Genomic DNA, 15,174 nt, shown 5'->3' with positions numbered 1-15,174 from the left:
TACGTGCTGTGCGGGTCATGCCTCCCCGGCGGGGTGTAGCCGAGTCAGCGATCGGTAACGAGCGAGGACCGCTGGTCTGGCTGCGAAGTACTACCGGCTCAGGCCGTGTGCCGTGGCCGGGCGGGGGCGCGTGAGGGCGGACCGGCGCCCTGTGTGGGCGCCGCTGTCAGGCTTCGTCGCCGCTCCCACGTCGGCGGAGCGCTCGTTCGGCGATGCCGCTGGAGAGCTTGCCCGTGGCCGATCTGGCCCGGTCGAAGGTCTCGGTGCCGAGGCGCAGGGCAGCGTCGACGTTCTCCGCGCCCTTCTCCAGCGCCCTGTCCCTCACCTCCACCGCCGCCTCTTTCCATCGCCGTGCTTCCAACGACTCCTTGCCGCGCTCGATCCCGAGCCGCCCGTGGAAGTCGACGACGGCGACCTCGACGTGGTTGCGCGCATGCACCACGTCCCGGGACGTGGTCGGGTGCAACAGCACCTTGGCGTTCGCCGTGCCGGCAGTTGCGTGCATCCGGGTCATCAGACGCTCGGTGCTCCGCGAGATGAGATCCATCCGGTTCTGCCGCGCGGCCCGAACCCCGAGCCGATGCTGGTCCAACTCTTCCGGAGCCGTGTCCCGTACCCGGTCGAGTTCGAGCACGGCGAGCGCGTCCTGGAGCTGGAAGCAGTGCGCCAGGACAGCGAGCCACTCCCGAGCCCTGGACTCGACTTCCTTGGACGCCTTGGCGATATCGCCGATCTTGTCCCTGCGCTCCATCTTCTCCGCGAGCGCGTCGAGTTGACGCAACGCGTACACCTGGGTCTGCGCGATCGTCGTTGACGTGCCTTGCACCTTCGACCACGTGACCTCGGAGACCCGGCCCACCTTCTCCCGGATGGTCATGGCCTCCTCGATCACGAGGTCCACTCCGACCATGTTCGACAGCGCGACGTCCTTCTGGGCGCGGAGTATGTCGTCGACCTTCTCGTCGATTGTGGCGAGATAGTCGGCGATCTCGTCCATGGCCTGCTGCATCGCCAGCTGTGCCATGGCCGCCGCGATATTGGCCAGTCGCGCCGGGTTGGCCCGAAGTGGTCCCGAGCTCTTCGCGAACTCGACGAATCCCTTGATCTGGCCGCTGTCGCCCTTCAGCACACCTGTGCTGAGACCCGTCGTGGCGCTTTCCCTCAGCCCGTACTTGTCGATGCGCTGCGCGGACTCCTTGGTCAGCTTCACCCAGCGACTTGAGCTGGCCGCGATATCGGAACCCGCCTGCGCGACTCCGGCCGCGTTGCCGAGGGCGGTTCCGAGCCGGCGCGGTCCGGGGTCCTTCGACGGCAGCCCCTCAGAGACGAGGAAACGCTCGACCGTCGCCTGATTCCCGATGACCGTCAGGCCGTCGCCGTCCCTGATCAGCTGAATTTCGTCGTCCATGGCCGACTCCTTTCGGGGCGCCGCCCGGACCGGGGCGCTCTCCTCGGGTCCGGGCGGCGTGGGCGTGGTGCGCGTCAGGCTGCCGGGTGGCGCGGGCCGTGGCCTGGGGGCGGGGTGAGCGTGGAGGTGTAGTTCTCGCCGTCCACGAGGGGACTGGTCAGGCTGACGCCAGCCGCCGCCATGCGGTCGTACTCGGCGAGGACGAGCCGCTTGGTGCGGTACTCGCCGAACTTGTTGATCTCGTTGTTCTTGAGCCCGCCGGATTCCGACTGGAAGGACTCCAGAATGTAGTCCGTGTCGTCGCGCGAGATGCCGTACAGATGGAAGAAGTAGGCGTCGAGCTCGGCACGGAGCTGAGCGCGCCGGGTCTCGTCCCAGCGGAACGGCTCGCCCTCGTCGCCCAGTTCGCAGGCGAGGCCACGCATGTCGTAGGCGGTGTAGACGAGTTCGAGAACGCGGGGGAGGAGGAAGGCGAGGTGGGGAGCCAGCGAATCCGGGTGGGGGACGGGGAGCTGTTTCCAGATGAAGAGGCCCATGCTGACGCCGCCGATCTTCTGACGGCTCACGAAGTCGAAGGCGAGTGAGGACTGGACGGCGATGAGCCCAGCAACTAGGGGCGCCTCACATGTCGGCATCATCAGCGGGAACTTGTGGCCGACCGCGGTGCGCGGTAGAAACGCTGGGATCGCCGTTCGTTCATCCGTAGCCCGAGCGACGTCGCGCCACCCGAGAAGCCACTTCCGCTCCCAGCCGGACTCCTTGAGCCGCTCTTCGATGCCAGGTACTTCGACGGACTTCGACCCACGGGTGGTGGCAATTGTGCCGAGTTCCTGGACCCAGTAGCGAGGTGCGGCGGCCATCGCCGGGTCGTTCTTCTCATGGGCCGTGATTCGGCGGACGTCCTCCGCCTCTGTACCGGTGTACGCGTTCCAGCGCTGGTCGTAGAGCTGTGCCATCTTTCCCTCGTACAGCGGCAGCATCCGCTCCTCGCCCCGCTCGAAGGTGTTCCCTCGCAGCTCCCACCCTTCAGCCTCCAACTGCTCGCGCGTCCGGAAGAGGTCGGAGTCGTCGGTCATGTGGAAGGGAGTCGCCTTGAAACGCATGCCCCAAGGGTTGCCGTTCCGTCGTGTCTCGTTCCACAGCACCGGGACGCGGCGATACACCGAAACCGTGAGCTCGGCGTCGCGACGTGTGCGGAAGACCGGAAGGGTGCCCGTGTTGGGGTTGATGAGGGCGAGGTCTTCTGGGCTCAGGGCGAAGACGCGTTGGGGGTCTTCGAGATCCGTGACGTCGCCGAGGAAGAAGCCGAAGCGGGCAGCGGGCTCGCTGCCGTCGCGGCCGGTGAGGGTGATGAGACAGAACTTGTAGCTGGAGTGGACGCTCTCGAACCACTTGCCGCCCTGGGGTAGCGCAGGTGACCTGGGGCGCTTGTTCTCGAAGTCGTAGAGCGTGGCGAGCACCCCGCGGCGGGTGAAGTCCGAGAACAGATGCTGGGCGCCAGCGCCGGTGGCGATGGCCGTCGGGAGGATGAGGCCGAGGCGCCCGCGGGGGCCGGTGAGGTCGGTGAACCGCTCTGCGAAGAGCTGGTCCGTCTGGAGCATGGTGACTCCCTTGACGGAGAGACCCTTCCCGCAGAGCGGGAAAACGCCCGAGTCCCCGGCGAAGTGGAACGTGCCCTTGACCATACGGCGAGCGCGGTCGTACGCGACAGCCTCCGCCGGAAACTCCTCACACCACGCGGCGATCGCCTTGCGGCGCGCCACCCCGGAAATCTCGGCGAGCGACGGGTTCACGACGGCGAAGTACTTCTTGTCCTCGAAGTCGACCTTGTCCCACGGCGGGTTGCCGACCATGCAGGAGAAGCCTCCGGCCCAGCCGGTGCGCGGGTCGACCTCAGGTGCGTCAGTCGCGTCAGGGACGGTGAAGACGTCAGGGAACTCGAGGTGCCAGTGGAAGTAGTGGTACTGCTCACGCTGTCGGACGATCTCGTCGTGGACGGACTGCGGGACGCCCTCGGACTCGGCGTCCTTGAGGGCCTGGAACACGTCGTGGGTGATGGCGGGCGGTGCTTCCTCGGACTTGATCCAGGTGAAGGCCGCGCACCAGGCGTCCGCGAGGTGGAGGGCGCGCAGGTATTCAGGGGACGATTCCCACCGCCGGTAGGCATCCTCCTTGCGATGAACGTCCGCGAGCTTCCCGTCGGGCGCGGCCGTGATCCGCTGAAGGGCAGACGCGAACGCGGTGTTCGTGACCGTCGGCTCTGTATCCTCGGCTCCGAAGAGGCCAACGTTGCCCTTGCGCTGCATTTCGTTCTCGCGCTCGTAGCGCCGGGCCACCTTGGCGTCGTCGCCCTCGATCGCCTTGAACGCCCTGTCCGGGATACCGCCGCGCAGCAGTGTCGGTGTCGTACCGATGAGGCCGTTGCCGCGCTTGATGTGTGCGTCCAGGAAGCCCAGCGGCTTACCCGGTTCCATGGCCTCCAGCCAGAGAGAGACCTTGGCGAGCTCGACGGCCATGGGATTGAGGTCGACGCCGTACACACAGCGGGCTGTGACCTCGTGCAGTGCCTGCCGTACGACCTGCTCCGGCGGCTCCGGGTTGTGTTCGCGTACGGAAGCGAGCCGCTTGGCGATGCGGCGCGCTGCCGCGACGAGGAAGTGGCCGGAGCCGCAGGCCGGGTCGCAGACCGTGAGGGCGAGCAGCTCACGCTCGATGTCTGCCGTGGCGTCAGGCCTGCCTGCCTCCGCGGCCAGCTCCTCGCCGCGCTTCTGCGCGGCGTCGATGACCGGGGTCAGAGTGGAGTCGAGCAGAGCCTCGGTGAGTGCGGTCGGCGTGTAGTAACTGCCCGTCTTCTTACGGTCGTTGCCAGCACGGTCGACCAGCTCGAAGGTGCGGTCCGCGGGGCTGTGCCGGGGGACCAGTTCGAGCAGGGCCTCGTAGACAGAGCCGAGTTCCTCCGAGCCCATGTGGAGATAGTCGACAGGACGCCAGCGCCGCGAGTCGGCGTCCCGGACGCGCGCCAGATAGCGGACGGCGTCGAAGAGGTCACGGTTGGCGAGACGCGCACCGCGCAAGGGGCGGTCGGCTTCGTCGCCGTTGAAGATTCCGCCGAGTCCGGGCAGGCCGAGCTCCGGACGGCCGTTCTCATCGCCGAGGGCGCTGATCAGGAGCTCCAGCGTCTGGTACTGGTCGTCGTGCGCCGTTCCCTGGCGGCGCAGCGCACGGCGACGCAGCGCGGTCGTGGAGAAGTAGCGCGCAAAGCGCTCACGGGTCTGCTCGTCTGCCTCGGGGTCGAGGAGCGCACCACGGTCCTCCGCGACGAACAGGAAGATCATGCGGTAGACGAGGCGGAGCAGCGCCTGCTGGTACGCCTGAACGTCCAGGTTCTCGCGCAGCTCGCCGTTGGCCGGGTGACGCAGGAATCCGGTGCCGAGCGCGGTGAGGGCCTGCTGGACACCATCTCGGTAGACGTCGAGCGCACGGGAGCCGGACTCGATGGCGAGCGTCCGCCATTTCTCCAGCCAGCACGCCGACGCCGGCTGTCCCTCGCCAACCTCGAAGCGGGACGCGTGCAGCGTCATGTACAGCAGGACGAACTCGCTGAATAGTTCGCCGTCGAAGATCGATTCGAGGTCGAACTCGACGTACGACGCTGTGGCCATCGTCGAAGAGTCGCGGAGCAGACGGACACAACGGCCGTTGGTGAGGACCGCCCACAGGTGGGCCTCGGTGCGGTTGAGGCAGTCCTGGAGCATCGACTGGGCCGGCATCTGGCCCGCCGCCACGCGTTTGTCGAGCTCCTGGGTCCAGGGGATCTGGTGGACGAGAGCCGCGCCGTGCCGGTGCGAGACAGGGAAGCGCTTGGCCGGGTCGGAGTCGGCCGGGATGCCAGACGGGCCGACTCCCGTGAGACGGCCGAAATCCAGCTTCCGGAACAGCTGCGACAGCCAGTCGGAACCGGCGCGCCCCGTCGGGTCCGCCGCCGGGGCACCCGTCACCGGGTCCGATGGCAGCGCGGCGCGCAGGTCGCGCCAGAGCGGCTTGAGGTACTCCCAGGCGCGCTCCGCCTCGTCGCGGACGGCGACCGACGCGGGCAGGCCGTAGTCGGCCGACTTGGTGCCCGGCAGGTTCCGGGTCTCCGCGATGCGCAGGAGCATGTCGGAGGGGAGCAAGCCGCCGACCGTGGTGACGGAGGTGAAAGCCGGGGCGGTGCGAGTGGCGGCGGACATCAGGCGACAACTCCAGCAGGGGTCACAGCGGCGGCGGCCGGGTTGGCGGGCAGGTAGACATAGGCGCCGAGGATGTCGGCGGGCTTCTGCGGGACGACCTTCAGGCCGCGGACGATCTCGTCGCTCGCCTTGCGGACCCGGCGGTGCGAGGCGTCCAGGTCCGCGGCGAGGAGCTCCCCGAACTCCTCCAAGTGCGCAGTCAGTTCGCCCAGGTTGTCGAGCGTGCGGGCGATCTGGTTCCGGGCCATCTGTGGGTTGGTGTTCGCGGAGGCGTGGGCGGAGAGGAGAGCCGTCGCCGCGTCGTCGTCGAGCCAGCGGGCGCGCTGCGGCATGCCCTCGAAGGCCAGCAGGCGGGCATCCTCGGCCACCAGCTGCTTCTCGCCCGTACGAGACGGGAGCGTGAGGTGGAAGCGGTAGCGGACCAGGAGGAGCGTCGTGCGGGACGTGACCGCGTCCGTCGTCACCACGCCGCAGCGGCGAGCCGGGCGCGGGCCCGAAGTGTCGCTGTCGAGCGCCGAGTTGAGGACGTACGAGGCGAGTGCGCCGACGGCCGGGTCGGTGCGCACCAGGGCCGCCTCGCCGCGCGCGATCGCCGGGGACGTGCGGAACGGGATCTCGCGGTCCTCCTCGACGACACGGTTCCCGAGTGTGGCCGCCAGCGCATCGCGCAGGCCGGCCGGGGCGCCGCCGACCTGGGCAGTGAAGTCGCCGGAACCGTCACGCGGGTCGCGGACCAGCGCGTCCAGGCCGTACAGGGCGGCGAGCGTGAAGTCGCGGACTTCGTCCGCCCCGCCGAGCGCGGCACGCACTGCGGTGACCTCGCGGGCGACGTCCTCCGGGTGGATGGACCGCTGCGCGTACTTGGAGCGGGAAGTCTTCTCGCGTTCGGCGGCCGAGTTCCAATCGCGCTCGGCGCGGTCGAAGGACTCCTGGATGCCGGGCACGTCGAAGAGGGTCTCCTGGCTTCCCTGGCGGCCGTGCAGCAGGAGCCACTCGACCACGGCGTCGGTGACGCCGGACGCCGTCTCGTCGGGGACGGAGACGGAGATTCCCAGGTCCTTCTGAATCTGGCGGTGCTTCTTGAAGAGGACTTCGAGGACCTTGCCGTCGATGCCGTTGTCCTCGCCGAACATGGTGATGACGCGGACCTGGTCGCGCTTCTGCCCGTAGCGGTCGACGCGGCCCTCGCGCTGGTCGTGGCGGGTGGGGTTCCAGGCCAGGTCGTAGTGGACGACGGCGTCGAAGTGGTGCTGGAGGTTGACACCTTCGGAGAGGCAGTCTGTGGCGATCAGGACGCGGCGTGCGGCCGGGTCGTCGGCGCCCTCGGCGCCGAGCTGCTCGATCCGCGCCAGACGCTGCTGCGGCGAGAGGGTGCCGGTCACCGCCGCGACGTGCGCCTTCTTGCCGAGCTTGCCCGCCTTGCCTTCCGAGCCGCCCAGCTCCTCCGCGAGGTATTCGGCGGTCGGGATGTAACGGCAGAAGACGATGGGATGGTAGCCGTCGGCGAGCAGCGACTTGAGGTGCTTGACCAGTGCCTTGAGCTTCGCGTCGCCCTGCTGGCCGGCCAGGGCGGCGGCCCGCTCGGACAGTTCGAGCAGGCGGGTGCCGGCGTTCTCGCTTTCGCTCGCGCCGGGGGCGACGTCCAGGCCCTCCAGCGCGTCGGTGTCGGCGGCGTCGTGGTTGAGCGGGGCGCCGAGGATGTCGGCCTCCTCCGCGCTGCGTGCGACGGCCGCCGTGGAACGGGTCTTCAAGGTCTGGGCGGCGGCCGCCGGCGAGGACACCATCGAGCGCAGCAGCGCGATCACCGACCACCAGGCGATGCGCGCCTCGCGCTTGCCCTGACTGTCGGCGGTCTTGACGCGGTCCGCGGCGTACGCGATCGCGTCGTCGAGCAGGGCGCGGTACTCGGGGGCGAGCTTGTAGGGCTCGTCCTTGGTCCAGCGGTCGGACGGGAAGGCGGTGCGCTCGGCGAGCGAGTCGTCGGCCAGTCCGTCCTCCTTGGTGAGGTACTGGCGTACGTCGGCGCGCTTGCGGGCGACGAAGTGCTCGGCGAGCTTGGCGCGGCCCGCCGGGGCCTCCAGGTCGACGCTGGAGAGTTCCGGCCGGACCAGGCCGAGCAGATTACGGAACGCGGACTCCTTGCCGGAGTGAGGCGTCGCCGTCAGGAGCAGCAGATGCCGGTCCTGGTCGGCCGCGACGCGCTGCAGTAGCTCGTAACGGAGCTGGTTGGTACCGGACTTGCCGCCCGCGTGGGCGTCGTCGGCAGAGACACATGTGTGCGCCTCGTCGACGATGACCAGGTCCGGGCAGTGACGGATGAAGTCCTCGCGGTGGCGGGTGGACTTGATGAAGTCCGTCGAGATGATCGTGTACGGGTGCTTGTCGAAGAGCGACTGGCCGAGCTCCAGGCCGCGCTCCAGGCGGGAGACGGTGGAGGCGAGGACGAGCTCGGCGTCGATGCCGAACTTCTCGCGCAGCTCCGCCTGCCACTGTTCGGCCAGCGCCGGCGAGCACAGGACCGTCATCCGGGTCGCCTCACCCTGCGCGAGCAGTTCAGTGGCGATGAGTCCGGCTTCGACGGTCTTGCCGATGCCCACGTCGTCGGAGATCAGCAGCCGCACCGTCTGCTGCCGCAGCGCCATGAGCAGCGGTACGAGCTGGTAGGCGCGCGGCTCGACCGCGATCGAGGCCAGCGAACGGAAGGGGCCCGCGCCTGAACGGAATCCGACCCGCAGGGCGGTGCGCAGCAGCCCCGCCGCGCGCTGGTCACCGAGATCGTCGGCGTCCGGCGCCGCGAACTCCGCCGGGCGCACCTCCTCGAAGGTGGGAAACACGGCGGCGATGTCGTCGTCGCTGCCGCCGAGCGGGCGCAGCACGAGCATGTCGGGCGCGCTCTCGGGCAGCACCACCCACTCGCGGCCGCGGGCGGCCACCAGGGAACCGGCGGAGTACGTGAGGCTCATGGAGTGTCTCGGATCCTTCGATGGGTGCGGAGGTGGAGGAAGTGGTGCCGTCAACGCGTTTGGAAATAGCCTGAGTTGGCGTCGGCAAGGGCGTCCCAGTCTGCCCCGGCGGCGAAGCGGAAGACATCCCAGCCGGCGTCTTCGAGGCGGCCCACTGCGTCGTCGTCCCGCGAGGGATCGTCGTCGCGGTCCGGCCCGTCCACGAACACCGCCACGCGCGCACCGGCGGGGAGGAAGACGAAGTCCGGCTTGGCGGCGGCCTCCGGTACGAGCGTCGCTGACTCGTCCGGCAGCCGGTACCCCTTCACCTTGAGCCAGCCAAGGAGGTCACCAGCCTCGACCAGCGCGGCCAGGTCCGCCTCCAGCGGAGTGGTGGCCGTCGGCTCGACCGAGGTATGCGCGGCGAGCCGCTGGAACTGCTCGGAGCGCGATTCTCCGCGGTCCTCCTTGCGGGTCGTCGCCCTCGCCAGGCGCAGTAGCAGCGGGCGTGCCGCATGGCGGCTCAGCTGCTGGTGGACGCCCTGGTTGCCGTAGGTGAGCAGGCACTCGTAGCAGCCCCGGGCGCACTTCTCGTCACTGCTCGGGCCGCCGAGGTCGGCGCCACCGTCCGGGTCGAAGTGACAGATGCCCAGGGCGGTGCGGGCGGCCTGGGCCAGCGCGCGCTTGTCGTGCTGGATGCGGCGCAATACACCTGCGCCGCCCTCTGCGGCCTCGGTGAACAGGACGCGGCGGCGCGGTCCGTCGTCCGGCGGCAGGAGTTCGGCGGTCAGCTCGGCGTCCTCCAGCTCGAAGGCGGCCTCGATGCCGCGCTCCAGGGCATACATGAACGACAGCGCGACCGGCTCGGGCTGCGGCTCGTCGAGGGTGACGACGAGGATGTTGCGCCGGTCCTCCACGTACGGCAGGACGCGCTTCTTGCGGCGCTTCTCGTTGCCGTCCTCGTCGACGACCGGCATGCCGGTGCCTTCGATGGCCTCGGCGGCGGCCTTGTCGTTGAGCCAGCGGCCGTCACCGAGGTCGAGCCAGTAGCCGTCCGGCTCGCCCTGTTTGTCGCGGACGCGGCCCAGGTTGGTGATGCGGACGGTCGCGGAGTCGCCGTAGTCCAGGTCGAGGACCGGTGTGTCCTCCGCGTCGGTGACGTGCGAGGTGAGGCGGCCCTTGCGCGCGCCGTGGTCCTGGAACGCGTACGAGGTCTCCAGGCGGAAGCCGGCCCGGCGCCGCTCCTCCTCGTCGGAGGAGATCCGCTCGCGCGGTGTGGTGAACACGGTGTGCAGATGCAGCAGGTTTGCGCGCCGGCCGTTCAGCGGCTCCTGGCACATGTCGCAGACGTCGACACCCGCGGATCCCTCGTAGTGGTAGCCGCAGTTGTCGCAGCGCTTGGCCTCGGCCGTCGCGAGATCGCCCGAGGCATCCGGGGGCAGCTGCACGCGGGTGACCTGGTAGCGGGCGCCCTCGTGGTAGATCAGCGCGCCGGGGCCGAACTCGCGGATGGCGAGGAAACGGGGACGCTGCAGGTAGTCGCCGTCCGCGTTGCGCCGGTTGCCGGAGCGCGGGATGTAGGCGGCCAGCGGCAGACGCGGGAAGCTGTAGCCGGGCAGGAAGCCCTCGGAGGCCAGATAGCGGTACGGGTTGAAGTCGCTCATCACCGACTTGGAGTCGGAAGAACGGTTCAGCAGCAGCGCGGTCTGGGTCTCCGCCTCGCGCCTGCGGGACCGGGCGCGCGCCTGCTCGCCCTGGCTGAGGGTGTGGTCGACCACGCGCCGGTTCTGCTCGTACTGGTCGAGGACGGCGGCGCGGAACAGTTGCCGCCAGCGGTCGAAGGCCGCGTCGAACGCCGCGGGAGCGCCGGCGACCTGGTCCTCGATCCACTCGTCGTACCACCAGGTGGTGTCGGTGAAGTCGGGGATCAGCGGGGCCAGGGCGCTGCGTGCGGCCACGACCGCACGGCGCTGCGCGTCCTCGTCCAGCGACAGGTCGCGGATGTCGGAGAGCAGCGGCAGCGGCATGTCCGGGTCCGGGCGCTCCTCGCCCTCCGGGTCGTAGGCGACGTCGACGACATCGGGGACGGCACGGCCCAGCTTCATGCCCGTCTCGGCGAGCCAGATTCCCTGAAGGTGCGAGCGGACCAGATCCTCGTTGGCGAGGTCCAGGCGCGGCGGCGCGACCTGCCCGGCCACCATGTCCCGGGAACGGCGGAAGTAGTACTGGTCGTGGCTGTTGCCCGTGGCGCAGTAGGTGGTGACGAGAGCGGGCTGCCCCGACCGGCCGGCGCGGCCGGAGCGCTGGGCGTAATTGGCCGGCGTCGGCGGCACATTGCGCATCATGACGGCGTTGAGCGAGGAGATGTCCACGCCCAGCTCCATCGTCGGCGAGCAGTACAGCAGCGGCAGTTCGGCGGTACGGAACTCCTCCTCGCGCCGTTCGCGGTCCTCGGGCGACACCTGCGCGGTGTGCTCACGGGCGTACAGACCGGCCAGCTCCGCAGCGGCGTCCTGATACAGGCGTCGGAAGAACGGGTTGACGCGGGGGCCCTCGCCGCTGTGGTAGGTGCGGGTCAGCGGGTCCTGGGCACCGCTCTCTCCCGTTCCGGCCTTCCAGATCAGGGACGCGGCCGAGACCCGGTAGCCGGTGCGCTGCTCCGCCTGGCGGCGGCGGTACACCGGGCCGGACTGCTCCGGTCCCGCCTGCACCTCGTGGACCAGATCCGCCTCCCGCAGGACCTTCAGCAGGTCGTCGATGACCGTCTGGACGTCCTCAAGGCCGAGGCCACGGAACGCGGCCGCTGTGCGCTTGAGGTACTTGCCGTACTTGCCGCGCGCGGAGAGGAACACTGCGGAGCGCTCCATGCCGGGCTTCGACGCGTACGGATAAGCGGTGCCGACCACGGGCTTGTCGCCCTCGGAGAGCACCCAGGGGTCGATGAGCCGCTCCTCGCTGGCGCGCTGCAGGGCGTCGAAGTCGTCGCGGAAGTACTGCACGTCAACGGCGAGAGCGCGGCGCATGTAATCGAGCAGCGTGCGGGCCAACTCGGCACGCAGCGCGGGCTCGGCGTCGCGCAGCGCGAGGTGCGTGGACTGCCACCGGTCCTGCTGATCGGCGAGCCAGTCGAGGTCCTCGTAGTCGATGTGGAGCAGGCCGGACTGCTCCAGGTTCGGCATCGTGATGCGCCAGCCGCGCTCGAGGTCGCGGTAGAGGCGGTAGCCGACGACATCCCGGAACACCTTGGTGGCGCGGCGCTCCAGGCCGGGGGCCATCTTCGGATTGCCGGTGTACTCGCGGGGTCTGAGGTTCATGACCTCGGTGACGGCCTGGGTGAGGTCGTCGTGGCGCAGCCCTTCCTCGCCGGCCAGCAGCGCCGCCTGGTACAGGGCGCTGCGCAACTGCGTCACCTGCGCGAAGTCGTTGAAGTGCCCGGCCTGCAAGGAGGCGTCCTGCCGGTTGTCGACGAACGTGAGGAGCTTGCGGGCCTCCTTGGACAGCACGTCCTCGGGGACCGAGCGCAGCGACTTGACGATCGACGCCGAGACGACCGACGTCGCCGACGAACGGCCTTCCTGGTCGAGTGTGGCGAGCTTGGCGAAGTCCCGGCCACGAGTCTGCTCATAGGAAATCTGACAGTGCAGGCAGAAGAGGAACGGTGCCGGGATGAACGCGGCGACCAGCCCCTCACCAGACTCGTGCCCGAGTGCGTCGACGACGACGCGCTTGGGCACCCGGGGCCGGTAGGACTTCTTGACGGCGTTCACACCCTGGCCGTCCGGCTCCAGCCAGGATTCCGGCAACCGCCGGTCCTGGACGGCCTGCTGCGGATCGGCCGGCCACTCGTAGTCCTCGCCGGGCGTGCCGATGTACAGGTAGCCCTCACCCTCGCGGCCGCCGGAAGCGGAGGTGTCACGGCGCGGCTCGTAACGGAACGTGCCGTCCTTGTCGGTACGCCATACGGTGACGTACTCCTGGCCGCATTCGCGACAGAATGCCAGCGGGAAGAGCGGCTTGCCGTCGCTGTCGGGCTGCTCCAGCTGGTAGGTGCGCGTGAGCGGGCGGGTCAGCGGATCCTGGAGTGTCGTGTAGACGGTGTCGCCCTTGGAGAGAAACTGGTGCAGCCGGAACGCGAACAACGGCCGTTCGGTCACCGGGTGTTTGGCCTGCGACCCGGCTTCCAGCGTGGCGCGGATCGCGTCGCCGACCGTCTCCGCGGGGACGCCGGACTCCCCGGAAAGCTCGACCGCCGCTTCCTCGATCGTGCCGGGCGGACAGCGCCGCAGCCGCCCCGTCTCCGGCTCGCGCTCCAGACCGAACCGCGACTCCAGCCAGCGGGCCAGCGGGTCCTTGGCGAGCGCCTGGAACGACAGCGGAGCGGCAGCCGCACGCAGCCGCTCGGCGGGAACCTGAGCCGGGGCCTCATCGGTAGCGCGCACCAGGGTCTCGCCGATGACCCGTCTGGGCAGCACGGTGGTGCCGAAGAGCCGGCCGGCGACCTTGGCGACCTCGCGCTGCTGGTCGGGCCAGGCGCCCTCGGTCGACATCGTCGCGGACGTACCGATGCACTGGAGAGTCTCTGCTGCACGGCAGGCCTCGCGGACCCGGCGAATCAGCAGAGCGACGTCCGCGCCCTGGCGGCCGCGGTAGGTGTGCAGCTCGTCGAAGACCAGGAACTGCAGACCCTCGGCCATCCGGATCAGGCTCGCCCGGTCGTCGGGCCGAGTGAGCATGAGCTCTAGCATCACGTAGTTGGTGAGCAGGATGTCAGGCGGGTTCTTCCGCAGTTCGCGCCGCTGCTCGTCGCTCTCCTGGCCGGTGTACCGGGCGAAGGTGACGGGCTCGCGACCCGCGCCGAAACCGTGCCGCAGATACTTCTCCAACTCCTTGAGCTGCGAGTTGGCCAGCGCGTTCATCGGGTAGACGACGATGGCCCGCACCCGGCCTGCCGCGCCGGGGCCCTCCGTCTCGCGCTCCTTGAGGACCCGGTCGACGATCGGGACGATGTAGGAGAGGGACTTGCCGGAGCCCGTGCCGGTGGTGAGCACGTACGAGTCGCCGGCCTGCGCGGCGTCGATCGCCTCACGCTGGTGCCGGTGGAAGGTGAGCGGCCGGCCGCTCGGGCGGCGGGCGTCCTCCTTCTTGCCGGCCTGGAAGATCTCGACACACTTCTGATGCAGGACACCGTCGCGGACCAAGTCCTGGACGTTGCCGCCGTCGTCGAAGAACGGGTTCAGCGACAGCCAGGGGTCGGGCCACTGCGACTTGCCCGCCAGATCGTCCTCGATGAAGCCGCTGATCCGGCCGTCGCGTACCACGGTGGCGCCCTTGGTGAAGCGCTCGTACTCGTCGATCAGTTCACGGTGGATACCGAAGACGTCCATCGCGTCCGGCACACGCGGCGCGCGGCGCGGCACGGGAGCGGGCACCGGGGCGGACGGCTCGGGGAACTCCTCGCGCAGTCGCGACACCGGGGCCATCGCCGCCCACTCGGGGGCGAGCAGGGACGCGGTGTCGTCCGGGGCGAGGGCGAGCGGGACGAGGATCTCGCGGACCTGGGTGGCGTTCTCCGGACGGTTCGCCGCGTCCTTCTCAAGGAGCCGGTTGACCAGCAGGACGAGCTCGTCGGGCAGGTCGGGGCGGACCACGGTGAGGGACGGCGGCTGCAGCGTCTGGTGCTGCTCGGAAAGGTCGAAGGCGACCTTGGCGTTGAACGGCGGCTTGCCGATGAGCAGTTCGTACAGGACGCAGCCGAGCGCGTACAGGTCGGCGGAGGCGGTGACCCGTTCGGCGCGGAACTGCTCGGGGGCCATGTAGCGGGCGGTGCCCACGGCGACGCCGGTGCTGGTGAGGCGGGTCTGATCGGCGTCGTCGACGATCCGGCCCATGCCGAAGTCGAGGATCTTGACGGTGCCGTCGCGGGTGAGCATGAGGTTCGCGGGCTTGAGGTCGCGGTGGACGATGCCCGCGCTGTGGGCTGAGGCGAGCCCGCCGGCGATCTGCGCGGCGAGGGCCGCGGCCCAGGAGACGGGGAGCTGCGGCTCCTCGTCGATCAGCTCAGTGAGGGGATGGCCGTCAAGGAGCTCCATGACCAGGTAGGGCAGGCCACTGCCGCCCTGCGCGACCGCGGTGTCGACACCGCCGGCGATGAGACGGGTGAGGTTCGGGTGGCGCGGGGAGAGACGGCGCATGATGTCCACCTCGCGGCGAAAACGCTCGACCGCGTGCCCATCCTGGGCGGTATCGATCGCCAGGCCGGTCCGGCCGCGCAGGATCGTCTTCAGTGCGACCTCGCGGTCGGCCCCGTTCTCGGGCGCTTGCAGATCCAAGGCCCGGTGGACCTGCCCCATGTTCCCGCGACCGACGTCCCCCGTGATCCGGAACCGTCCGGCCACCGTCTGCAGGTCCACTGGCACTCCCTAACGTCATCCGACTGCTGGAGGGTGGGTGCGCATGGCGAGAGCGCCCCGGCGAGTAAGAGTACACCCAATCGGGTGTAACAAGGGGTGGAGTTATGTGTTGACGTCGCCAACACGCTCTCTGCTGGCTCGTCAGTGGTCGTCGACACCGTGATCGGGATGCGTCAGCGGACCGG

At 69.6% G+C, this 15,174-nt stretch carries 4 protein-coding genes; all 4 read right to left on the bottom strand.

What is annotated here, in order from left to right; all coding sequences use genetic code 11:
• Window positions 1-166: 166 nt before the first annotated feature.
• The 4 genes from ACWFR4_RS04550 to ACWFR4_RS04535 all read right to left on the bottom strand — a co-directional run bounded on the left by ACWFR4_RS04550 (window position 167) and on the right by ACWFR4_RS04535 (window position 14,989).
• The gene (locus ACWFR4_RS04550; protein WP_453650790.1) at window positions 167-1,408 is read right to left on the bottom strand and encodes a hypothetical protein; all 1,242 of its coding nucleotides are present in this window, start codon (window positions 1,406-1,408) and stop codon (window positions 167-169) included.
• Window positions 1,409-1,482: 74 nt separating this feature from the next.
• Complete coding sequence (locus ACWFR4_RS04545) at window positions 1,483-5,637, bottom strand: Eco57I restriction-modification methylase domain-containing protein (RefSeq protein WP_453650788.1); 4,155 nt, start codon at window positions 5,635-5,637, stop codon at window positions 1,483-1,485.
• Window positions 5,637-8,600, bottom strand: coding sequence for a helicase-related protein (locus ACWFR4_RS04540; protein WP_453650786.1), 2,964 nt, complete (start codon window positions 8,598-8,600; stop codon window positions 5,637-5,639). Before ACWFR4_RS04540 ends, ACWFR4_RS04545 begins: the two co-directional genes overlap by 1 nt.
• Window positions 8,601-8,650: 50 nt before the next feature.
• On the bottom strand, window positions 8,651-14,989 hold the full coding sequence (locus ACWFR4_RS04535; RefSeq protein ID WP_453650784.1) for a protein kinase domain-containing protein: 6,339 nt from the start codon (window positions 14,987-14,989) through the stop codon (window positions 8,651-8,653).
• Window positions 14,990-15,174: the final 185 nt, after the last annotated feature.

The sequence above is a fragment of the Streptomyces sp. NPDC055140 genome, from assembly GCF_053607285.1.
Note: the sequence above shows the minus strand (reverse complement) of the source record. Positions and strands in the feature narration are given on the sequence as shown.